We start from the raw sequence: 22390 nt of genomic DNA, 5'->3' as shown, positions 1-22390 counted from the left end.
CAAGGCTTCACGCGGTTAATCGCGCTCGTCGCGGCGGCCCGGCACCGCCGACCACATGCGGCGCACGTGTACGGTGATCTCTTCGCGATCGTGATACAGCTGCTTGGCGTGCACTTCAGCGCTGATGCCTGCGGCGCCCAACGCTTCGCGGATGCTCATCAGGTTTTGCGACACTTCCTCGTAGCGCTTTTTCATCGGCAGCTTGAGGTTAAAGATCGCTTCACGGCACCAGCCTTTCACCAGCCACTGAATCATCAGGCTGGTCACCTTCGCCGGTTTCTCCACCATGTCGCACACCAGCCAGTAGATCTTGCTGCTGTTCGGCTCAAACTTGAAGCCGTCTGCGCGGTGGTGCGTCACCTGGCCGGTTTCCATCAGGCTCGGCGCCATCGGGCCGTTATCCACCGAATGCACCATCATGCTGCGTTTCACCAGCTGATAGGTCCAGCCGCCCGGGCAGGCCCCCAGATCGACTGCGTGCATGCCGCTGGCCAGGCGCTCGTCCCACTCGTCGGCGGGGATGAACACGTGGAACGCTTCTTCCAGCTTCAGCGTCGAGCGGCTCGGCGCATCGGCCGGGAAACGCAGACGCGGAATGCCCATATAGAACGGTGAGTTGTTGTTGCTGTAGGAATAACCGACGTAGCAGCAGCCCGGCGCGATGAAAAATACATGCACCACCGGGCGAGTCGGGTTCTCGCGCGCCATCAGCACCTTCTGCTCGCGCATCGCGGCGCGCAGCGGCACCGTCAGCTTGCGGCAGAACTTCATCAGCTCTTTGCTTTCGTTGGTGTCCGGCACTTCCACCCGCAGCTCGCCGCCGCGATCGACCACGCCGATCAACATGCCGACGATCGGCGATACCCGATCTTCCGGCGGCAGATCGCGCAGCAACTCCCCCACCACGATCATCTGGCGGGCGAAAATCAGTTCGCGGAACGGAATTTCCCGCGCCAAACGGTCGGCATCGTCCGGCTGATAGCATTCGAACAACACGTAACCGCTGTGCTCTTTTACCCGCGCAAAGCCGTAAATCTCCAGCTGGGCGGCTTTATCGGTGATCTCCGCCGCACACTCTTTTTCGAAGCCGGGGCGGCAGTACAACGCAATCTTATTCATGGCGCTCGGCCTTTTTCCTCAGACGCAAAGCGCCAATCAACATCAATATCCAGCCGATCAAGAAGCACACGCCGCCAACCGGCGTGATATATACCCAGACCTTCAGGTGCGACAGCGCCAGGCAATAGAGGCTGCCGCTGAACAACACGGTGCCGAACGCCAACAGCGCTCCGCTCCAGTAAAACCACAGGCTCACGCGGCGCTGCATTGCGACCGCCAGCGCCAGGATGGCCAGGGTGTGGAACCCCTGATATTCCAGCCCGGTGCGGATCCAGGCCATTTCGTTGGCGCCCAGCGTGCCGCTTAACACATGCGCGCCGAATGCGCCCAACGCGACAAACACAAAGCCGCTGATAGCGGCGAAAACCAGCATGGAACGGCTGCTCATCGTGATCTATCCCATTAAAAATCACCGGCCGCGGCAAGGCGGCGGCCGGCCTTATTGTTCGTAGCGGAAGCGGAACTTCTCTTGTTCGCTGGCGGCGCGCGCCAGGATCCACTGCCGGAAGGCGGCTATTTTACCCAGTTCTGCCTGGCTGTCATGACATACCAGATAAAAAGCGTTTTTACTGACCAACACATCGTTGAACGGGCACACCAGGCGACCGGCTTCGATCTCGGTTTGCGCCATCACGTTATTCACCAGCGCCACGCCCTGGCCGTGCACCGCCGCCTGCACCACCATGGCGCTGTGGCTGAAGATCGGCCCCTGCTGCACGTTGATGTGTTGCAACCCCAGCTGGCGCGTATAGGCCAGCCAGTCGCGGCGTGAAACGTCATGCAGCAACGTATGATAAGCCAGATCGTCTGCGGTTTTCAGCGGATGATCGCCGGTCAGCAGGCTCGGCGAACAAACCGGCAGCAGATATTCCGCATACAGGCGCTCGGCGCGCAACCCCGGCCAATTGCCGCGGCCGTAGAAAATCGCCACATCGACGTCGTCCGCCAGCTTGTCTTCTTCGCGGTCCACCGCCTGGATGCGCACATCGATCCCCGGATAAGCTGAGTTAAAGCCGGAAAGGCGCGGCACCAGCCACTGAATGGCGAAGCTCGGCGGCAGACTGACGGTCAATGCCCCCTTGGCGCTGCGCGCCTGCAGCTTGCGCGTCGCCTCGTTGATCGAAGAGAAGATCTCCTTGATATCGAGGTAGTAACTTTGCCCCTCTTCGGTCAGCAGCAGCGAGCGGTTGCGCCGACGAAACAGCTTCAGCCCGAGGAAGTCCTCCAGCGACTTGATCTGGTGGCTCACCGCGGCCTGGGTCACGAACAGCTCTTCCGCCGCCTTGGTGAAACTCAGGTGGCGAGCGGCCGCATCGAACACGCGCAGCGCATTGAGGGGAGGTAAGCGTTTAGACATTAAATTAGCTACTTTTGTGTAACATTAATCCGAATGATTCGGCGCCGAAAATCGGGTGGCTTTGCGTGGCAAGCCATCGGTAAACGCTAACGGCGTATTGCCATTAGTTTTTTTTATCCGAGCCATTATAATTTGTCCGTTGAGGATGCGCCAGCAAATACCTATAGTGGCGGCACTTCCCGGGCCGGAACGAAAAGGGAGTGGGTGTCGAGGACGCCGATGAACTTTTGGCTTGTGGTTGTGATGTTGTGTTTGCAAATTGTCCGGCGATTCCGGACATGGTAGCTAGGCTACTGTTTTTTCACTTCCTGTACATTTACCCTGTCTGTCCATAGTGATTTTATGCAGCACCGCAAAACTTGCGGTGCTTTTTTTTGCCTGACGATTACTGGTTGCTTTCAACCATCTCTTTCACATCGGCGCGGTTGATCTGTTGCTCGACGCCGTTGGCGTCTTTATAGCTGATCATGCCGGTGTCGTTGTCCACTTTAGGCTTACCGTCAGCGACAATGGTGCGTCCGTCATTGGTATGCATCACGTAGTTGCTGGAACAGGCGGCCAGGGTGAACGTAAGCATCAGGGCAGAGAGAACTGCGGCTGTTTTCTTCATTGAGGACTCCTTTGTAGTTTTAAATGCTGATAAATACCTTTTATGTGTATAGATGCGATTAATAAGCGCACGTTTAATAGCATAACAAACTTTCCCAATTTTGCCAGGCGATAAGTCCTAATCGGCGCGAACGCTTGTCTCCGGCGGCAAAATAGGACAGGATCACCCATCGACTCAAGCCAGTGACAATCAGGGTATGACGCCTTTTAACCCCAGCCTTTTTCGCCAACAGTTTCCCGCGCTCGCGCAGGACGGCATCTATCTGGACAGCGCCGCCACCGCGTTGAAACCGCAGGCGGTGATCGACGCCACGCAGCAGTTTTATCGCGACGACGCCGCCACCGTGCACCGCAGCCAGCATCGGGCGGCGCAGGATCTGACCGCCCGTTTCGAGCAGGCGCGCGGCCAGGTCGCGCAACTGATCCATGCGCCGTCGGCCGACGACATCGTCTGGACGCGCGGCACCACCGAGGCGATCAACCTGGTGGCACAGAGCTACCTGCGCCCGCGTCTGCAGCCAGATGATGAAATTCTGGTGAGCGAAGCGGAACACCACGCCAACCTGATCCCCTGGCTGATGGTGGCGGAGCAAACCGGCGCGCGGGTGGTGAAACTGCCGATCGGCGCCGATCGGTTGCCGGACCTGGCGCAGCTGCCCGCCCTGCTCAATGACAAAACCCGCCTGTTGGCGCTGGGGCAAATGTCCAACGTCACCGGCGGCTGCCCGGATCTGGCGCCGGCTATCGCGCTGGCCCATGCCGCCGGCGCGCGTGTAATGATCGACGGCGCCCAGGGCGTGGTGCACGACCCGGCCGACGTACAGCGGCTCGACATCGATTTTTACGCCTTCTCCGGCCACAAGCTGTATGGCCCGACCGGCATCGGCGCGCTGTACGGCAAAGCTGAGCTGCTGGCGCAGATGGCGCCGTGGCAAGGAGGGGGAAAGATGCTGATCCAGACGTCGTTCGACGGCTTTACCCCGCAAAAGCCGCCGCACTGCTTCGAGGCCGGCACGCCAAACATCGCCGGCGTGCTGGGATTGGCCGCTGCGCTCACCTGGCTCAGCGAACAGGATATGGCGGCGGCGGAGCGCTACAGCCGCGAGCTGGCGGACCGGGCGGAACAGCGGTTGGCGCAGCTGCCGGGCTTTCGCAGCTTCCGCAGTTCCGGTTCCAGCCTGCTGGCGTTCGATATCGCCGGCGTACACCACAGCGACATCATCACGCTGCTGGCGGAGCAAGGCATTGCGCTGCGCGCCGGCCAGCACTGTGCGCAGCCGCTGATGGCGGCGTTAGGCGTCAGCGGCACGCTGCGCGCGTCGTTCGCTCCCTACAATACGCAACAGGACGTCGATACGCTGGTCAGCGCGTTAACTCACGCCCTCGATCTGCTGGCCGACTGACTTGACTCCCGGAGACGCTATGCTCGCCCCCCATCCTTTTGGCCGAGAGGTCACCGCCGACGCGTTGATCGCCACCTTCAGCGCGCTGAAACAGTGGGAAGACCGCTACCGCCAGCTGATTATGCTCGCAAAACGGCTGCCGCCGCTGCCGGAAGCCTTGCGCAGTGAAGAAATGGCATTGAGCGGTTGTGAAAACCGCGTCTGGCTGGGGCACCAGTTGCTGGAAGACGGCACGCTGCACTTCTATGGCGACAGCGAAGGCCGCATCGTGCGCGGCCTGCTGGCGGTGCTGCTGACCGAAGTGGAAGGGAAAACGCCGCCGCAGATCGCCGCAATGGATCCGCTGGCGCTGTTCGACCGCCTGGCATTGCGCGCGCAGCTGAGCGCAACCCGCGCCAGCGGCCTGGCGGCGTTGGCCGCCGCCGTAAAGGCGATCGCCGCCCGTTACGCCTGACGCGCCGCCTTCGCCACCATCTTTTTCAGCGCGTGCGACACGGCGACGAAGCCGAAGGTGGCGGTGACCATGGTCGCCGCGCCGAAACCTGCGCTGCAATCCATTCTTTTCGGCCCTTCCGCCGTGCTGCGCGAAGCGCATACCGAGCCGTCCGGCTGCGGATAAACCAGCGGCTCGCTGGAGAAGACGCAGTCGATGCCCAGCTTGCCCTTGCCGTTTTTCACCACGTTGAAATCGTGCTTCAGCCGCTCGCGCAGTTTGGCGGCCAGCGGATCCTGAATGGTCTTCGCCAGATCGGCCACTTCGATTTTAGTCGGGTCTATTTGCCCGCCGGCGCCGCCGGTAGTCACCACAGGGATCTTGAAACGGCGGCAGTAGGACAGCAGCGCCGCCTTCGGCCGCACGCTGTCGATGGCGTCGATGACATAGCTGAAGTTATGGTCCAGCAGCTCGGCGACGTTGTCCGGGGTAATGAAATCATCGATGCAGGTCACCCGGCATTCCGGGTTAATCGCCAGGATGCGCTCCGCCATCACCTCGGTTTTGGATTGCCCGACATGCTGACGCAATGCGTGGATTTGACGATTGGTATTGGTGACGCAGACATCATCCATGTCGATCAGGGTGATGGCGCCGATGCCGGTGCGCGCCAGCGCCTCAGCCGCCCAGGAACCCACGCCGCCGATGCCGATCACGCAGACGTGTGCCTGCGCGAACACCGCCAGCGCCTGCTGGCCGTACAACCGCGCCGTGCCGCCGAAACGCTGCAGATAGGCTTCCGAATAAGCTGTGCTCATAACGCTTTAATTACCTTCGTAATGCAAATGATAAGGGCCGGAAAATCCGGCCCTTGCGGGTCAATCTTTTCACACCGCGCGCGTTTACCGGGTGGCCAACAACGAACCGCCGCCGTTTGACTGATTGGCGCTGAACAGCTGGCCACCGCCGTTGTTCTTCAGCACCCAGACGCGGCCGTAGTGGTTGTAGTACCCCGCCGAGTGGCCGGCTTCCGGCCCGATGCCCTGATACATGTCAAAATGCTGGCCCTTGATGGCGCCGCCCACGTCGAGCGCGACCATCAGACGCATCTCGTATTTTCCCGTGAATTTACCCTTGTTGTCCAGCAGCGGCACTTCGGCCAGCAGCGTGGTGCCCGCCGGGATCAGCGAACGGTCGGAAGCCACCGAGGCTTTGGCGATCAGCGGCACCGCACTGGCGCCTTTCACCGGCGCAAAAGCTTCCGGGCGGAAGAACACGAACGACGGGTTCTGCTCCAGCAGCTCACGCACCTCTGCGGCGCTGTGGGTATCCGCCCACTGACGGATCGCCTGCATCGACATGTCCGCCTTGGCCACTTCGCCGCGATCGATCAGCACCTTGCCGATGCTGCGATAGGCGTGGCCGTTCTTGCCGCCGTAGCCGAAGAACACCAGCGGCTGGCCGTTGCCGTAGTCGACATAACCGCTGCCCTGGACTTCCATCATGAAGTTGTCCATCAGCGAGTTGGTGTAAGCGATGATATAGCGATCGTCGAGCGCGCCGGAGTAGATGCCCGCGCGATCCGGCAAGCGGCCTCTGCCCTTCGGCGGCATGCGGTACAGCGGATAGCGGAACTCGCCCTGTTGGGTATAGCGCGCCTGCACCACCGGCGTATAGTAGCCGGTAAACTGCACGTTGCCGTAATTGTCGACGCCTTCCATCTGGTAAGCGCTGAGGCCGTACTGGCTCAGCATGCGCGTGTCGGCGCCGGACGCCATCCAGCTTTGCACCGCCTGATAGGTGCTGTTGTTGCGGTTAAACAGCGAAGGCGACGCGTACTTGATCTCCATCAGCTGATCCGAGTAATCCTTGGCGTTGACCGGCGAACCTTTGGCGTTGGGCTGATTGACCAGCTCCAGCGATTGATCCAGACGGCCGTCCTTATATTGCTGACCCCGATCGGTCGGCTTGGACGAACAGCCCGCCAACACCGCCACCATCAACCCGCCCAGCAGGTATTTGCCCCAACGTCCTTTCATCGCGCACACTCTCAAACTGATATGATCTACCGGCTGAACGATAACAAACGCTCATTGATAAAGGAATCGCTGCAAATAAAAAAAGCCGCACGGAGGATGGTGATGAAAAAGAAGGCAAATTGCGGGCAAATTCAGCAGAAAAACGGGTTTAGGGCAATAAAATGCAAAAAGGGTTTGCAACAAAACGCATGGAGAGTATAGTGCGCATCCATCGGACGCGGGGTGGAGCAGCCTGGTAGCTCGTCGGGCTCATAACCCGAAGGTCGTCGGTTCAAATCCGGCCCCCGCAACCAACCGATGCCGCATTGGCGGTATTTTTCGTTTGGTTTCGATAACAAAGTATTACACGGACGCGGGGTGGAGCAGCCTGGTAGCTCGTCGGGCTCATAACCCGAAGGTCGTCGGTTCAAATCCGGCCCCCGCAACCAACCGAATGTCGTACCAGCGGCATAACATGAACGGTGGTTTCGTCGTAATACCGCATCAAGACGGACGCGGGGTGGAGCAGCCTGGTAGCTCGTCGGGCTCATAACCCGAAGGTCGTCGGTTCAAATCCGGCCCCCGCAACCAACTCTTGATGACAACAGATAAGCACCCTGACGGGTGTTTTTTTGTATCTGCAATCCGCGAAAATAGCCGGACTCGCGCCCGGCCCTGCCGTTATCGACTCGCCAGCGCGCCGCCGTTGGCGAAATAAGCCTTGATGCCCGCCAGAATCGACTCCGCCACCTGCTGCTGGAAATGGCTGGTGCGCAGCTTGCGCTCCTCTTCGATGTTGCTGATAAACGCCGTTTCCACCAGGATCGACGGGATATCCGGCGCCTTCAACACCGCAAAACCGGCCTGATCGACGCGATTCTTGTGCAACCGGTTGATTTTGCCCATCCGGTTCAACACTTCCTTGCCGAATTTCAGGCTGTCGTTGATGGTCGCGGTCTGGATCAGATCGAACATGGTGTGGTCGAGATAGCGGTCGCCGCTCTTGCTGACGCCGCCGATTTGGTCCGAGGCGTTCTGCGTCTGCGCCAGGAACTTGGCCGCCGAGCTGGTGGCGCCTTTGGTGGACAATGCGAACACCGATGACCCGCGCGCGGCGCGGCTGGTGAAGGCGTCGGCGTGAATCGAAACGAACAGATCGGCGCGCTGCTTGCGCGCCTTGGCGACGCGCACCTTGAGCGGAATAAACACGTCTTCGTTGCGCGTCATGAACACTTTCATGTTCGGCTCGCGCTTGATCATGGCGCTCAGCTTGCGGGCAATCTGCAGTACGATGTCTTTCTCACGCGTCTTGTACTTGCCGATCGCGCCGGGATCTTCGCCGCCGTGGCCGGGATCCAGCATGATGACGATCGGCCGATCGCGCCCCGCTTTGCCGGCCTGCGGCGCTTCCGGCGGGAGCGTGCGCTCCAGATCGCCCTTGTTGTAATCTTCCAGTAACGCCAGTAGCGGATCATATTCCTCGCCGCCGCTGCCGCCCTTGGTCGGATAGAGATCCATCACCAGACGGTTGCGATACTCCGGCACCGGCGCCAACGTGAAAATATGCGGGCTGACGCTTTGTTTGAGCTCCAGCACCAGCCGCACGGTATTCTGATCGAACTGGCCGACGCGCGCCTGCTTGAGATAAGGATCGTCGGCGCGCACCTGCCCGGCGATGCCTTTCAGCACGCTGTTGAGATGCACGCCTTCGATATCCACCACCACGCGATCGGGATTGGTCAGGGCGAACTGCTTGTATTTCAGCTCGACGTTGGATTCCAGCGTGACGCGGGTATAGGTGGAGGATGGCCAGACGCGCACGGCGATCACGTGCGATGATGCGGCGAAGCCCGTACGACTCACACTCAGCAACCAGCTGGCGGCAACGCCCTGTAATAAACGACGGCGGCCCAGATTGTGATTAGCGTTTGGCATGCGGCTCCGGCAGTAATAGCTGTTTACAACAGATGAAAAAAACACCAATGAAATGGGGATGCCGAAAACTTTAACCAATCATTCCAGCCCTGTCATCAGAAAATCTTTTTATGGTTTTTCAATTTATTAACGATTTAGCGCCCTTAGCGCACGCTTCATGACGATTTCCCACTTGCCATCGGCGCAATAAAAGAATAAAAATACAAAAATATCGTATAAATATGCAAAGAGGTTTGGCCGTGAAGGAACGTAGTACAGAGCTGGTGCAAGGATTCCGTCACTCAGTCCCCTATATCAACGCCCACCGCGGCAAGACGTTTGTCATCATGCTCGGCGGGGAAGCCATCGAACACGAGAATTTCTCCAACATCGTCAACGATATCGGGTTGCTGCATAGCCTGGGCATTCGCCTGGTGGTGGTTTACGGCGCACGGCCGCAGATCGACGCCAATCTGGCTCAGCATAACTATGAGCCGATCTACCACAAACACACCCGTGTGACCGACGCCCATACGCTCGAGCTGGTCAAGCAGGCCGCCGGCCTGCTGCAGCTCGACATCACCGCCCGGCTGTCGATGAGCCTCAACAACACGCCGCTGCAAGGCGCACATATCAACGTGGTCAGCGGCAACTTCATCATCGCGCAGCCGCTGGGCGTCGATGACGGCATCGACTACTGCCACAGCGGCCGCATTCGCCGCATCGATGAAGAAGCGATCCACCGTCAGCTCGACAGCAACGCCATCGTGCTGATCGGCCCGGTCGCGGTTTCGGTCACCGGCGAGAGCTTCAACCTGACTTCGGAGGAAGTCGCGACTCAGCTGGCGATCAAACTGAAAGCGGAAAAAATGATCGGTTTCTGCTCCTCGCAGGGCGTGACCGACGCGGAAGGCAACATCCTTTCCGAGCTGTTCCCCAACGACGCGCAAAAGCGCCTTGAAGAGCTGGAGGAAGGCGGCGATTACCATTCCGGCACCGTGCGCTTCCTGCGCGGCGCGGTGAAAGGCTGCCGCAGCGGCGTACGCCGCAGCCACCTGATCAGCTATCAGGAGGACGGCGCGCTGGTGCAAGAACTGTTCTCACGCGACGGCATCGGCACCCAAATCGTGATGGAGAGCGCCGAACAGGTGCGCCGGGCGACGATCAACGACATCGGCGGCATCCTGGAGCTGATCCGGCCGCTCGAGCAGCAGGGTATTCTGGTGCGCCGTTCGCGTGAACAGCTGGAGATGGAGATCGACAAATTCACCATTATCGAACGCGACAACCTGACCATCGCCTGCGCGGCGCTGTACCCGTTCCTGGAGGAAAAAATCGGTGAAATGGCCTGCGTGGCGGTGCATCCCGACTACCGCAGCTCTTCGCGCGGCGAAATGCTGCTGCAGCGGGTGGAAAACCAGGCGCGGCAGATGGGATTAAAGAAGCTGTTCGTACTGACCACCCGCAGCATCCACTGGTTCCAGGAGCGCGGATTCACTCCGGCGGAGGTCGACGTGCTGCCGATGCAGAAACAGGCGCTGTACAACTACCAACGCCGCTCCAAAATTCTGCTGGCGGATCTGTAATCACTGTGGGCGCGGCCGCTACCGCGCCCCTTCAATGCTTATTCCGTTGCCTGCAGCCGTTCAGCCAATCCGCTGCGGCGCTGGGTCGGCATACGAATGGCCCGCAGCAGCACCGCCTCCGTGGTATACAGCGAGAGCTGCTTACGCGCGCGGGTGATCGCGGTATAGACCAATTCACGCGTCAGCACCGGCAGGAAGTGATTCGGCAACACCAGCACCGTATGGTCAAACTCCGATCCCTGAGATTTGTGCACCGTCATGGCATAGGCGGTTTCATGCGCCGGCAAACGGCTCGGCTGCACCGACTTGATGCTTCCATCAGGCAGTTGGAAATGCACGCGCAGCTCGCCGCGCTCATCCGGCAGCGTAATGCCGATATCCCCATTGAATAACCCCAGCGCGCTGTCGTTGCGGCCGATCATCACCGGCCGCCCCCGATACCAGCGGCCGAGCACGCCCGGTTTGCGGTCGATCAGGCCGGCGCGCTGCAACCCTATCTCAATACGTTCATTCAGGCCGGCAACGCCAAACGGCCCTTCACGCAGCGCGCACAGCACCTGGAAGCGGCCAAAGGCCGCCAGCACCGCCGCCGCATCCGCGCCCTCGGCGGCCAACCGCAAATAGTCGCGGTAGCCCGCCACGCACGCGTCCAGCAGCGCCTGATACTCTTCGCTCGTTGCCAGCGCATAGCCCGCGACATCGCCGAAACTGCCGCTTAAGGCTGCCAGCGCGCGCTCCCCGGCACCGGCGTTAACCGCCAACGCCAGCTGACCGATGCCGGAGCGGGCATCGAAGCGATAGCTCTTGCGCAGCAGGCATAGGCTGTCACGCACCGCCGCTTCCGCGTCAGCCTGCTGCCCTTTGATCGCACAACCGGTCAGGCGGCTCAGCTCCGCCGCGCGCGCATCGCTGTATCCCTGCTCGGCAAAACGGCAAATGTCCCCCAGCACCGCGCCGGCCTCCACCGAGGCCAGCTGATCGCGATCGCCGAGGAAAATCACCCGCGCCCGATCAGGCAGCGCGGCAATCAGGCGCGCCATCATCGGCAGATCGACCATCGAGGCCTCATCCACCACCAGCACATCCAAATGCAGCCGGTTGCCGCGGTGATAGCGCATGCGTTGACTGTTCGGCTGCGCCCCCAACAGGCGGTGTAACGTCGCCGCCTCCGTCGGGAACAGCGCCTGCTGCGCCGGGGTCAACGCCAGCTGACGGCTGGCGCTGCCAAGCGACTCCGTCAGACGCGCCGCCGCCTTGCCAGTCGGCGCCGCCAGCTGAATGCGCAAGCGCGCGCTTTCATCGAGCTGCACCAGCGCCGCCAACAGCTTGGCGACGGTGGTGGTTTTACCGGTGCCCGGCCCGCCGGAAATGACAGCAATGCGCCGCGTTGCAGCCACCGCTGCGGCGATTTTCTGCCAGTCGGGCTCGTCGCTCGCCGCGCCGAACAAGCGATCGAGAATGGCACGCAGCTCCGCCTCCGGCACCGCCAGCGATTCGCCTTCACCGCCGATAAACGCCGCCACTTCGCCTTCGTTTTGCCACATGCGCTGCAGATATAAACGCGGCCCGCGCAGCACCAACGGCGTAGCGCCGCTGCCGTCTCCGACCGCCGCACTGGCCGCCAGGCGCTGCTGCCAACGCGCGCTATCCGGTCGCCCGGCCGCCACCCACAGCGCCAGCGCCAGCGCCGGCTGGCGCCCTTCAAACAGCGTGTCCGCCTGCAGCTGTTCCAGCATCAGGCAGACGTGACCGGCCCCCGCCTCTGCGCTCAGGCAGGCGGCGGCCAGCAAAATATCGGGCTCGTCTTCGTTCGCCACCACGCGGGCGAACTGCACGTCCAGCGGGCGCAGCACGCCAAGCGCCACCGCCTGCTCCAGCAGTGCGATCATGATCCTTCCTCCGTCGCCGCAGCCTCGCCGCTGAACAAGCGATCCATCCCCGCCACCAGCTCAAACTCGGGAAGACAGGTGAAAATGCCGTTGCCCGGGTGCGCCGCATCCACGCCGCGCAGGAACAGATAAATCACCCCGCCGAAATGGTGCCGGTAATCGTAATCCGGCAGCCGATGACGCAGATAACGGTGCAGCGCCAGCGTATACAGCTGATATTGCAGATCGTAACGATGCTCCGCCATCGCCTGCTCCATCGCCGGCCGGGTATAGGCGCTGCTGTCTTCCCCCAACCAGTTGGACTTGTAGTCCAGCAGGTAGTATTTGCCCTGCCAACAGAACACCAGGTCGATAAAGCCTTTCAGCATGCCCTGCACCTGATGGAAATCCAGCGCCGGACAGCGGGCGGAAAGCGGATCGTAACGCTTCACCAGAGCATCGAGCTCCTTCGCCTGCAACAGCCGGTTGATCGGCAAATAGAACTGCAGCTCGGCCTGCTTGTGCTGCGGCGTTAACGCCGCTAGCGTCACGCCGCTGCCATCGAGCGGCGTGTTGAGTAGCACCTGCATCCACGCCAGCAGTATCGGTTGCCAGTGTTCAGCGAACCCTTGCTGTTGCAGCTGTTCCAGCAACCACTGTTCGTCGAGCGGCTGGGTGAAGTCCAACGTTTCGAACAGGCTGTGCAGGAAGGTGCCGGGCGTCGCGCCGCGCGGGAAGGTATGCGGTGTAAGCGCTGGCTCACTCTCCTCACTCCGCTCCCCCGCAGCGTCGATATCCAGACGCGGCAGCAGATCCTGCATCAGGCTCGCGCCGTGCTGCTGCAAACCGGTATAGCTGGTCACCCGCCAAAAATCCTGGATCCGCCGGGTAAAGCTTTTCGCCGCCAGCGCTTCGGCCAACGCCGTCTGGGGCTGCCAAGGCGCCTCGTCCGGCGATTCAACCAGCGACAGCGCAATGCCGCCACCCGCCAATTGCTGCAGCCGCTCCTGCAGATACACTGCGTCGCCGGGCTGCCCGCCCTGCACCAGATAGCCCAATGCGCTGCGGTGCAGATCGGTATCGCCCTGCTTCTTGCGCGTGCCCTGGAACAACGGCGCGATGCCGATGCTGCAGTGGTACACCGAGCGGGTCAGCGCCACGTACAGCAGACGCAGGTCTTCCGCTAACCGCTCCTCCTCCGCCCAGGCCTGGCTCTCTTCATTGGCGTCGAGGTCCAGCAACGCCTGGAAACTGTGGCGATCGTGATACAGCGCCTGCTGCTGCTGGCGGAAGTTGCCGACGAACGGCAGCCACACCAGATCGAACTCCAGCCCCTTGGACTTGTGGATCGTGATCACCTGCACCAGATGCCGGTCGCTCTCCAGCCGCAGCTGCTGATTGTCGGACTGGCGATTAGGCTGGGCGATCTGCTGCGCCAGCCAGCGCACCAGCGCATGCTCGCTGTCGAGCTGCGCCGCCGCTTCTTGCAACAGCTCCCCCAGATGCAGCACGTCGGTCAAGCGACGCTCGCCGCCGGCGCTGGCCAGCAGGTTCTCCGCCAGTTGGCGCGCTTTCATCACCTCGCTCAGCATCGGCAACACGCCGCGGCGCAGCCAGAGCGTGCGGTAATTGTCGAATTCATTAACCAGCGCGTCCCAGGCGCGCTCATCGCGGCTCAGGCCGTCAAGCGTCGGCGCGTCCAGCCCCATCAGCCCGGTGGCCATGGCGCTGCGCAGCGTGCGCTCCTGCTCCGGCGCCAACACCGCCTGCAGCAACCACAGCAGGTCTTTGGCCTCCGGGGTGTCAAACACGCTGTCGCGGTTGGACAGGTAGACCGACGGGATAGACAGCGCGCTGAGCGCATCGCGCACCAACGCCGCCTCATTGCGGCTGCGCACCAGCACCGTGATATCGGAGGCTTGTACCGGCCGTGACGCCTTGCCGCTCTGCAGCCGCGCCAGCCCCTGCTGCCCGGCGCTGAGCCAGTCGCGAATTTGCGTGGCGCACAGGCGCGCCATCAGCTGTTGGTAATCACTTACACCCACGCCTTCTCCCTGCTGCAGCCAGAACTGCATCGCCGGCTGCGGCGTGCCGTGCAATTCAAACGCCAGCCCTTGGTTCTTTTCCGCCGCGTTAACCTCAATAAAGGGGATTTGGCCGAACAGGAAAGGTTTTTCTACCTGAGAAAACAGGTGATTGACGCTGGCGACCATCGACGGCGACGAGCGCCAGTTGGTCTCCAGCGTATAGTGGGCGCTCACCTCTGAACGCGCACGCATGTAGGTAAAGATGTCGGCGCCGCGAAAGGCGTAAATCGCCTGCTTGGGATCGCCGATCAGCAGCAGGCCGCAATCGGGCCGGCCGACGTAAAGTTTTTGGAAAATACGGTATTGCTGCGGATCGGTATCCTGGAATTCATCGATCATCGCCACCGGGTATCGCTGGCGGATCGCCTGCGCCAGCTGTTCGCCGCCGCCGCTTTGCAGGGCGCCGTCCAGCCGGCTGAGCAGGTCGTCAAACCCCAGCTCGGCGCGCTGGCGTTTTTCCTGCTGAATGGAGGTGCGGATCTCGCTGAGCGCACGCGCCATGATCAGGTCGCGCAGCGTCAAGGGTTCATCGAACAGCTCATCTATCGCCGTGAACAGCGCATGACGCGGCGGCTCGCCCTTCTTGGTCTTCTCCAGCAGCACCGACTGGCGAAATTTATCCAGTTCCTTCGGCAGCTGGTAGTCCTGAGTCTCCTGCCCGCTCCATTCGCCGACCTTGTTCAGCCAGTTCGGCAGGTGTTTACTGCTGTAGCTGCGCTTATCGACGCCGGACTGGGCGATCAACGCCTCCAGATCGCCCGCCTCCGCCCGCCATTGCGCCTTGATGGCGTCGATGCGCGCGACGATCTGCTCGTGGCGCATCAGGACGGTTTCTTCGTCTTTCGGCGGCCGACGCAGCGCCGGCGCTTCGCCGTGCAGATAGCCGGAGAGATCGGCCAGCAACGCTTCCGGGCCGCTCCATTCCTGGCTGACCGCACGCGCCACGCCCAGCGGCAACGGATAGCAGTGGCGACGCCAGAAATCGGCACAGGCCTGCCGCCGCAGCGGCAGCTCGTCCTGCACCAGCGTTTGTTCAAACAACATGCCGGACTCGAAGGCGTTGTGCGTCAGCATCCGTTGGCAAAAGCCGTGAATGGTGTAGATCGCCGCTTCGTCCATTTGCCGCTCCGCCGCCAGCAGCTGCGAGGCGGCGTCGCTCAAATCGTCAATTTCTTCCATCAGCGCCGAAAACAACGGGTTGGCGCTGACACCGCGCACGCAGGCGATGCGCAGCCCGTGGATATTGTCGCGGATGCGCCCGCGCAGCTCCTCGGTGGCGGCCTCGGTAAAGGTCACCACCAGGATTTCTTCGACCGTCAGCGGGCGGGGAAACGCCGCGTCACCGCCCAACCCCAGCAGCAAGCGCAGATACAGCGCGCCAATGGTAAAAGTTTTGCCGGTGCCCGCCGACGCTTCTATCAGGCGTTCGCCGAACAGCGGCAACGACAGCGGCTCCAGCCTCTGCGGGGCAATTTCCGTCATGGTGTTGCCACTTTACGCGGCAAAATCTGCTGCAATGCCGACGCGTTCGGATAGGTGACCCAATCCTTAGGCGCCGCGTAATCCGCCTTGTCTTGCCCGCTGCCGCTAACCTGCGACAGCACCGCCAGCCCCTGTGGCTGGATCACCGCCTGGTGGAAATAATCCGCCAGTTTGGCCGGCGTCAGCTGTTGCACCTGCGCGATCAGTTTCTGACGAGTATCGAAGGCGAAGTTGCCGCGATCGAAATCGTTGGCGAACCGGCTGGCCTCTTCGCTCAGGGTTTGCGGCCGCTGTTTCAGCTCATTGATGAGCGCCTGTTTGTACTGTTCAAAGTCCGCCTCGCTCATGTCGCGCAGGCGTTTCTCGGTTTTCGGGTAGAAATCCTGATAGCGCTGGTACAGGTAGGCCGGCTGTTTGCTGTTGCTCTGCAACAGGAAGCCCACACCCCACTGGCGCCCCACCGACATCGGGAAAGCGAAGACCGCGTACCCCAATTGCTCCTGCGTGCGCAGCTGGCTGTAAAACCACGGCTGAATAATCTGCCCCAGCAGCGAACTGTAGGCCATGCCGGTCACTTCGTCGTAGCCGATCGGCACATAAACCGCCGCCAGCGCCGAGTCAGTGCTGCTGCCCACCTGTTGCAGGTTGGCCAGATGATCCTTGTCCACCACCACGTCTTCGCCGTGCCACCATTCGCTCCCGGTACAGCCCAGACGATGTTTCAGCGTCGACGCCAACGTGTCGACCTGCTGCTTGCTCATGTTGCCCACTACCAGCAGCTCCGGCGTGGCCTCGGCCAGCAGGCTGTCGCGATAGGCCAGCACGTCTTTCAGCGTTAACGTCTTCAGCACTTCGCGGCGCTTGCTGCGTTCGGAATACGGCACGCGGGAAACCATCTGCACCGGCTGAATGGCCAGCTCAAACGCCTTGCCCTTCTCGGCGGCGTCCAGCTGCTCCAGATACCAGGATTTGGCTTGCGCCAACTGATCTTCCGTCGGCGTGAAGCTGGAATACCCCTCGATCAGCGCCGTCAGCAACTGCGGCAAACGCTGGGTGAAACCGTTGGCGTTAAACATCAGACCGTTGTTCGGCGAGGTCGAGAAGCTCAGCCCACCGACCGATGCCTGATAGCTCAACTGATCCAACGCGAGGCCGGCCAGATAATCCGTCAGCGAGAACAGCACCTGATTGCGCGCGGAATCCATGGTTTTGGCGTTGCGGAAAGCGACGGTGACGTCGGCCTTCGGCTCGTCGGCGAAGTAACGACTCGGCATGTACAACACGCGCAGGCCGGGTTTATCCACCACCATTTCCGGTTTTTTGAACTCGTGCGATGGCTTGGTCAGGGTAAAGTCATCCGGGATATACGGGTTGAGCGCCGGCAGCGACAGGGAAATGCCGCTCTCCAACTGCTGCCACTGCGTAAAGCGCTGCGGCGTGATTTTGTCGACCTGGTAAGGCGCGTTGACGAAATAGGCCGTCTTGTTGTGCGGTTCATCCGGGCTGACGAACCAGATGCGCGCGTTTTGCGGCGTCATGGCGTCCAGGCGTTCGGCGATCGCCTTTGGATCATAACGGTCGGCCAGATAAGGCGCGTCCAGCGCATGCTCAACCGGCACGCGCAGCATGGTGTCCACCAGCCATTCGATATAGTCCATGTCGCGCGTGATCGAGGGATAACGGAAGTCCAGGTTCAGAACATGCGAGATTTCATCGAAGTAGCTCTGCTTGATGCCCTCGCTGCGCAGCATTTTCAGGTAGTTGAAAATGGCGGCGACGACCTCATCGCGCTGGGCCAGGCCTTTGTCAGTGAGTGAAACGCTGATGGCGAAGACGCCGCCGTTGCGATCCACCATCGGATCGGCGCCGGCATTGATGGCGTCCGCCAACCCCTGCTTCTGCAGCCAGTCAGACAGGGTGTTTTTGCTGCGGTTGCCGATCAGGTAGCTGATGTAGGTATCGGTTTTGCTGCGAAACGCGGCGCTGTTGTTATCGATGCGGAACTCGACCTTCAGCTGCTTGCGCGGCTGCGCCGGCACATAGTGAATGATGATGCCCTGCTGTTCCGGCGTGACGGCCGGCACGGTGATCGGCGGCACGCTGGCGTCATGATTCGGCACGCGGCCAAAGGTTTTCGCCGCAATGCCAGCCAACTGCGGCAGCGACTGATTACCGTACAAAACGCCCATCATCAGATTGGCGGAATAGTAACGCTTATAGAAGCCGGTCAGTTCATCGTGCAACTTGCTGTCCGGCTTGTCTTTCAACGTATCGAGATTGCCGCCGGAGAAGCGCGCGCTCGGGTGCGCCGGGTTCAGGGTTTCCGCGCCGACCTGCGCCATGCGCATGCCGTCGCGCGAACGCGCCATCGTCAACTCGGCGTTCACCGCGTTGCGCTCGCGATCGGCATTGCCCGGATCCAGCAGCGGCTCGGCAATGGCGTCGGCCATGCGGTCGACCGCCGGCTCCAGCGCGTCATTTTCCACTTCCAGATAGAAGGCGGTGCGATAAGAGGCCGTGCTGGCGTTGTGGCTGCCGCCGTGCTTTTTCAGGAATTCGGACAGGTTTTCCGGCTCTGGATAGCGTTTGGAGCCCATCAGCACCATATGTTCCAGATAGTGCGCCAATCCCAGTTGGCTGTTCGGATCTTCCAGCGACCCAACCGGCAATGCCAGCGCCGCCAGCGATTTCGGCGCCTGGGCATCGGACACCAGCAACACCGTCATGCCGTTAGCCAACTTGATCGCTTCATACTGACGCGGATCGTGTTCGCTCTTGTTGATCTTCTCCGCCAGCGGTTGCCATCCTTGCGCGGCCCAACTCAACGGTGCCCAACACATAGCCAATAGTACCAGCCCGGTGATACGGGCCAACTGTCTGCGCATATCCAAAATAAACCCCTATTCTGACGTCGCTACGCCCACTCCCTGACGTTGGCGACGTGCATCAAAACCACATAACCAAATCTGTACTCGCCGGGTTCTTCGCCAATGTGGCGGCCCGAAACACGGCGTGTATATGCCTGTACGTTATGTAAGACCGGGAATCACCCCAATGGTTGAATATAACCTTCGTTATTTTTACCACCTCCCGCCGTACAGCACCACCGGGGGATTGTTACCCCAGGTTATGTCGCGCTACCGGCAGCAGATAACGCTCTGTTTCGGCCAGTATTTGCGCTAAGTATTCATTATCCAATTGGCGGAACACTCGCTGCACGTAGGGATCTTCCCCTTCGCCGGGAATGCGCTGATCGCCCTGCCAGGCCAGCAGCAATTTGGCGCGTGCCTTAATTTGCGCTTCTTCCTCCCAGTCGATTTGCTGCGTTTCCGGCTGATAGCACTGACTCAGCCACGCCCAGCCGCTTTTGTTCAGCAACAGCAGCGGCTGACACAGACCGCGCTGATAGCCCGCCAGCAGCTCCGCCAACTGCGCCTGCGCCTCTTCAGGCGCCAGCGCGGCAAAGCGCCAGACGGAGTTTTTGCGGCCGTAGATGCGGCTCTCGCCGGTGCCGCCGGCGCGGCAGTACACCAGGTGCTCCAGCCACAGCAATATGCCGTCCACCGCCGACAGCGTAGCGGGCCGCCAGCGCAACAGCCCGTCATCCTGCACCTGATGCAGCCAGCCGCTGAGACGTACGCCGGCGATATCGATATCCAGCTCCAGGCTATGGCTCTCTGCGCGTTCCGCACGCACCTGCTCGGCCAGTTCGCTCATCTCTTCCTGCTGCTTTTGCCAATAGATCTCGCCGAAGGCGCCATAGGGCAAGCCGCCGGCGGCACGCACCCGCTGGAACAACCGTTCGGGATCGTCGCCGTCGATCAGGGTATTCAGCAGTTGGCTGTTAAACTGGTAGCGGCTGAGGTTATCCAGCGTGAAGGGCTCTTCGTCCGGCAGCTCAGTCTCTTCCAGAATAAAACTGACGCCCAAACGCAATTGGAAAAACGCGCGAATCGGATGGCGGTAAAACCGCAGCAGCTCATCCAACGATATTTGCTGCAGCGCTTCGGCAGGCAGCGGCTGGTTGAACGCCGGATGCGCCGCACCGCGACCATCGGCGGCGGGCAGCCACTCGGCGGCATAGCTTTGCGCCTCCGAGCCCGGCAAGAAATTCTCGGCGGCGAACGGCATGCGCGCATGCCACTTCAGCAAGTGCTCACCAACCCGCCGGGCGCTGTCGTCTGCGCTGAGTTCCTCATCTCCCGGCAGGCAATAGCTTTGCTCCAGGTACTCAAGCAGCTCAGTGACCAGCACCGAAGGGTAGCGCGGGCTGTTGTCCTGAATGGAACGGCCGATGAAGCTGATATACAGCCGCTGCTGAGCGGACAGAATCGCTTCCAGGAACAGATAGCGGTCGTCATCGCGGCGGCTGCGGTCGCCGCGTTTGACCTGCTGCGCCATCAGATCAAAGCCCAGCGGCGGCAGCGTGCGCGGATACACGCCGTCGTTCATGCCCAGCAGGCACACCACCTTGAACGGAATGGAACGCATCGGCATCAGCGTGCAGAAGTTGATTTGCCCGGCGAGGAAGCGCTGGCTGATGCGCTCCTGATCGAGGCGCGCCGCCAGATCGTCGCGCAGAATGGTCAACGGCACCTCATCGGGATAGCGCGCCGCCAGGCCAAAATTGATGGCCTGCTGCCACTGCTGTTCGATCAGCGCCAGCACCACTTCGGTGTCGCTGTCCGCTGCGAAGAAGGCATCCAGCAGTTGCCGACACAGCGGTAACCACGCCTCGAGCGGGCGCGCTTCGCTCAAGATTTGCCGCCAGTGGCTGAGCTGCGCCAGCAGGTCTGCCAGTTGCCCCGCCAGTTCGGCGACCAACCCGCTCGATTCGTCGTAAGGCAAAATGCCCTGCCAATCGCCGGCATTGCTGTCCATCGCATAGCCAAGCAGCATGCGCGTAATGCCGAAGCGCCAGGTATGTTGGCCGGTGGCGGGCAGATCCAGTTCGCGCACGTTATCATCGTCCAGGCCCCAGCGCACGCCGGATTCACCGACCCAATGACGCAGCAGGCGCAGCCCCTCTTCGCCAATGGCGAAACGGGCGGCCAGGGCCGGCACCTCCAGCAGCGCCAGTACCTGTTCCGAGGTAAAGCGGCTTTGCGGCAGATCGAGCAGTGAAATGAACGCCTGCAGCGCCGGATGCGCCTGGCGCGCTTTGCGGTCGGAAATGGCAAACGGCAGGTAGCGCTCGGCGGGGGCATTGCCGAACACCGCCTGAATGTAAGGCGTATAGCTGTCGATATCCGCCACCATCACGATGATGTCGCGCGGCGTCAACGACGGATCCTGCGCCAGCATGCTCAGCAACCGATCGTGCAAAACCTCCACTTCCCGCTGCGGGCTGTGACAGGCGTGCAGGCTGAGGGAGCGGTCGTTCTCATCAAGCGGACGTTTGCTGAAGCTGCTTTCCAGCGTTTCCGCGGTAATACCGATTACCGCATGGTCTTCCAGTTCCAGCATATCGCGCTGAACGGCATGCAGCATGGTATCGGCCGGGATATCGACAAAGGCGTCGACCTCTTGCGCCCCTTCCATCTGCGACAGCAGGTAAAGGTGATCGCGCCCCAGCTTGCCCCAGGAGGCCAGCAGCGGGTTGCTGAGTTGCTGCTGCCCTTCGGCGTCAAACAGGCGCGCCGCGTCATCCGGCTCGCGGAACAGCCCTTGCTCGCGAGCCTGGTGGTAGTGACGACGCTTGCGGCTCTGCAAGCGGGCCAGAAAGGCGTAATCCTGAATATCACCCCAATAGTAGCGACAGGGGTTGGTGAACATCAGGTGGATGTCGATATGCCGCCCCAGCGCCTGCAGCGCTTCCAGGTAGATCGGCGGCAATGCCGAGATACCGCAGATAAACACCCGCGGCGGCAAACCGGGCGGGCATGTTTTTGCCTGCTCCAGCGCGTGGATAAAGCGGCTGTACAGATTGGCGCGGTGCCATTCCGGCTGCCCCAGTTCGCGCGTGTATTCCACCAGTCGCGCCCAGAGCGGCGCCTGCCATTGCTGAGCCTCCGCCAGACCGTCGATGCGCTCGCCGCGCTGCCAGCTCTCCAGCCACTGCGGGCGATAAACCAAATATTGGTCGAACAGGTCGGCGACCCGGCCGGCCAACTGGTGGATTTTGCGCTTGTCGCCATCATCGGTCAGATAGTGCTGCAGTGGCGCAAACGCCGGCTGAGTCAGCATCTCCGGCAACAACCACATCAGCTTCCAGGTCATGGCATCTTTGCTGAAGGCGCTCTCTTTCGGAATATCCGGCAACACCCGGGTGAACATGTCCCAAATGAAGGTCGCCGGCAGCGGAAACGCGACATTGGCTGCGATACCGAACTGTTCCGCCAGCTGCATCTGCAGCCATTGCGCCATGCCGGGGCTTTGCACCAGCACCACCTCCTGTTGAAAAGGATCGGTCAACGGATCTCTGGCTATCAGCGCGCTGGTCAGCGTTTTCAACAAATCCAGCTGATTGGAATGATAAACCGTGAACATGATGACTCCTTTAAAACAAAAGACA

Annotated in this window: 14 protein-coding genes and 3 tRNA genes; 6 read left to right on the top strand and 11 right to left on the bottom strand. The window is 61.2% G+C overall.

Features of this window, described 5'->3' with window-relative positions; all coding sequences use genetic code 11:
- Positions 1 to 15 precede the first annotated feature (15 nt).
- The 4 genes from rlmM to ACMGF7_RS12490 all read right to left on the bottom strand — a co-directional run bounded on the left by rlmM (position 16) and on the right by ACMGF7_RS12490 (position 3086).
- The gene (rlmM, locus tag ACMGF7_RS12505; protein ID WP_004931897.1) at positions 16 to 1119 is read right to left on the bottom strand and encodes a 23S rRNA (cytidine(2498)-2'-O)-methyltransferase RlmM; all 1104 of its coding nucleotides are present in this window, start codon (positions 1117 to 1119) and stop codon (positions 16 to 18) included.
- The gene (locus tag ACMGF7_RS12500; protein WP_004931896.1) at positions 1112 to 1507 is read right to left on the bottom strand and encodes a DUF423 domain-containing protein; all 396 of its coding nucleotides are present in this window, start codon (positions 1505 to 1507) and stop codon (positions 1112 to 1114) included. The genes rlmM and ACMGF7_RS12500 overlap by 8 nt, the downstream gene beginning before the upstream one ends.
- A 51-nt stretch (positions 1508 to 1558) precedes the next feature.
- The gene (locus tag ACMGF7_RS12495) at positions 1559 to 2476 is read right to left on the bottom strand and encodes a transcriptional regulator GcvA (RefSeq protein WP_004931894.1); all 918 of its coding nucleotides are present in this window, start codon (positions 2474 to 2476) and stop codon (positions 1559 to 1561) included.
- Positions 2477 to 2861: 385 nt separating this feature from the next.
- On the bottom strand, positions 2862 to 3086 hold the full coding sequence (locus ACMGF7_RS12490; protein WP_025304050.1) for a YgdI/YgdR family lipoprotein: 225 nt from the start codon (positions 3084 to 3086) through the stop codon (positions 2862 to 2864).
- Between the two features lie 196 nt (positions 3087 to 3282).
- On the opposite strand from ACMGF7_RS12490, the gene csdA reads away from it, so the two are divergent.
- Both csdA and csdE read left to right on the top strand, forming a co-directional pair.
- Positions 3283 to 4488 carry a cysteine desulfurase CsdA gene (gene csdA, locus ACMGF7_RS12485; RefSeq protein ID WP_420286449.1) on the top strand — a complete coding sequence of 402 codons (1206 nt, stop codon included), beginning with the start codon at positions 3283 to 3285 and terminating at the stop codon, positions 4486 to 4488.
- Between the two features lie 19 nt (positions 4489 to 4507).
- On the top strand, positions 4508 to 4942 hold the full coding sequence (csdE, locus tag ACMGF7_RS12480; RefSeq protein ID WP_044030600.1) for a cysteine desulfurase sulfur acceptor subunit CsdE: 435 nt from the start codon (positions 4508 to 4510) through the stop codon (positions 4940 to 4942).
- Here the strand turns inward: csdE and tcdA are convergent.
- Positions 4933 to 5739, bottom strand: a complete 807-nt coding sequence (tcdA, locus tag ACMGF7_RS12475) for a tRNA cyclic N6-threonylcarbamoyladenosine(37) synthase TcdA (protein ID WP_004931886.1) — start codon at positions 5737 to 5739, stop codon at positions 4933 to 4935. The two genes, csdE and tcdA, sit on opposite strands and share 10 nt — an antisense overlap.
- 84 nt (positions 5740 to 5823) lie before the next feature.
- Positions 5824 to 6960: a murein transglycosylase A gene (gene mltA, locus ACMGF7_RS12470; RefSeq protein WP_004931884.1), complete on the bottom strand. Its 1137-nt coding sequence runs from the start codon at positions 6958 to 6960 to the stop codon at positions 5824 to 5826.
- A gap of 216 nt (positions 6961 to 7176) precedes the next feature.
- On the opposite strand from mltA, the gene ACMGF7_RS12465 reads away from it, so the two are divergent.
- From ACMGF7_RS12465 to ACMGF7_RS12455, 3 genes are all read left to right on the top strand, one after another.
- Positions 7177 to 7253: transfer RNA gene (locus ACMGF7_RS12465), tRNA-Met, on the top strand.
- Between the two features lie 58 nt (positions 7254 to 7311).
- Positions 7312 to 7388, top strand: a tRNA-Met gene (locus ACMGF7_RS12460).
- A 65-nt stretch (positions 7389 to 7453) separates the two neighbouring features.
- A tRNA-Met gene (locus ACMGF7_RS12455) sits at positions 7454 to 7530 on the top strand.
- Positions 7531 to 7620: 90 nt separating this feature from the next.
- Here ACMGF7_RS12455 and amiC read toward each other — a convergent pair.
- The gene (gene amiC / locus ACMGF7_RS12450; RefSeq protein ID WP_004931882.1) at positions 7621 to 8874 is read right to left on the bottom strand and encodes an N-acetylmuramoyl-L-alanine amidase AmiC; all 1254 of its coding nucleotides are present in this window, start codon (positions 8872 to 8874) and stop codon (positions 7621 to 7623) included.
- A 239-nt stretch (positions 8875 to 9113) separates the two neighbouring features.
- On the opposite strand from amiC, the gene argA reads away from it, so the two are divergent.
- Positions 9114 to 10439 (top strand): amino-acid N-acetyltransferase, encoded by a 1326-nt coding sequence (gene argA / locus ACMGF7_RS12445; RefSeq protein ID WP_004931881.1) that lies wholly within the window; start codon positions 9114 to 9116, stop codon positions 10437 to 10439.
- 38 nt (positions 10440 to 10477) lie between these two features.
- Here the strand turns inward: argA and recD are convergent, their stop codons facing one another.
- The 4 genes from recD to recC form a co-directional block, all read right to left on the bottom strand.
- Positions 10478 to 12328, bottom strand: coding sequence for an exodeoxyribonuclease V subunit alpha (recD, locus tag ACMGF7_RS12440; RefSeq protein ID WP_049240049.1), 1851 nt, complete (start codon positions 12326 to 12328; stop codon positions 10478 to 10480).
- On the bottom strand, positions 12325 to 15876 hold the full coding sequence (gene recB, locus ACMGF7_RS12435; protein WP_164095806.1) for an exodeoxyribonuclease V subunit beta: 3552 nt from the start codon (positions 15874 to 15876) through the stop codon (positions 12325 to 12327). The genes recD and recB overlap by 4 nt, the downstream gene beginning before the upstream one ends.
- Positions 15873 to 18761 (bottom strand): pitrilysin, encoded by a 2889-nt coding sequence (gene ptrA, locus ACMGF7_RS12430; RefSeq protein ID WP_420286757.1) that lies wholly within the window; start codon positions 18759 to 18761, stop codon positions 15873 to 15875. The genes recB and ptrA overlap by 4 nt, the downstream gene beginning before the upstream one ends.
- A gap of 232 nt (positions 18762 to 18993) precedes the next feature.
- Positions 18994 to 22365 (bottom strand): exodeoxyribonuclease V subunit gamma, encoded by a 3372-nt coding sequence (recC, locus tag ACMGF7_RS12425; RefSeq protein WP_197764033.1) that lies wholly within the window; start codon positions 22363 to 22365, stop codon positions 18994 to 18996.
- Positions 22366 to 22390: the final 25 nt, after the last annotated feature.

This window comes from Serratia sp. BNK-17, from assembly GCF_048684935.1.
In the GTDB taxonomy this organism is placed as follows: Bacteria; Pseudomonadota; Gammaproteobacteria; order Enterobacterales; family Enterobacteriaceae; genus Serratia; species Serratia nematodiphila.
Note: the sequence above shows the minus strand (reverse complement) of the source record. Positions and strands in the feature narration are given on the sequence as shown.

Excerpts from the sequence above, each read along its gene's own strand:
- ACMGF7_RS12500 (WP_004931896.1), bottom strand. The coding sequence starts at position 1,507 with ATGAGCAGCCGTTCCATGCTGGTTTTCGCCGCTATCAGCGGCTTTGTG.
- mltA (WP_004931884.1), bottom strand. The coding sequence starts at position 6,960 with ATGAAAGGACGTTGGGGCAAATACCTGCTGGGCGGGTTGATGGTGGCG.
- recC (WP_197764033.1), bottom strand. The coding sequence starts at position 22,365 with ATGTTCACGGTTTATCATTCCAATCAGCTGGATTTGTTGAAAACGCTG.
- ACMGF7_RS12495 (WP_004931894.1), bottom strand. The coding sequence starts at position 2,476 with ATGTCTAAACGCTTACCTCCCCTCAATGCGCTGCGCGTGTTCGATGCG.
- csdA (WP_420286449.1), top strand. The coding sequence starts at position 3,283 with ATGACGCCTTTTAACCCCAGCCTTTTTCGCCAACAGTTTCCCGCGCTC.
- recD (WP_049240049.1), bottom strand. The coding sequence starts at position 12,328 with ATGATCGCACTGCTGGAGCAGGCGGTGGCGCTTGGCGTGCTGCGCCCG.
- tcdA (WP_004931886.1), bottom strand. The coding sequence starts at position 5,739 with ATGAGCACAGCTTATTCGGAAGCCTATCTGCAGCGTTTCGGCGGCACG.
- ACMGF7_RS12490 (WP_025304050.1), bottom strand. The coding sequence starts at position 3,086 with ATGAAGAAAACAGCCGCAGTTCTCTCTGCCCTGATGCTTACGTTCACC.
- csdE (WP_044030600.1), top strand. The coding sequence starts at position 4,508 with ATGCTCGCCCCCCATCCTTTTGGCCGAGAGGTCACCGCCGACGCGTTG.
- amiC (WP_004931882.1), bottom strand. The coding sequence starts at position 8,874 with ATGCCAAACGCTAATCACAATCTGGGCCGCCGTCGTTTATTACAGGGC.
- recB (WP_164095806.1), bottom strand. The coding sequence starts at position 15,876 with ATGACGGAAATTGCCCCGCAGAGGCTGGAGCCGCTGTCGTTGCCGCTG.
- ptrA (WP_420286757.1), bottom strand. The coding sequence starts at position 18,761 with ATGCGCAGACAGTTGGCCCGTATCACCGGGCTGGTACTATTGGCTATG.
- rlmM (WP_004931897.1), bottom strand. The coding sequence starts at position 1,119 with ATGAATAAGATTGCGTTGTACTGCCGCCCCGGCTTCGAAAAAGAGTGT.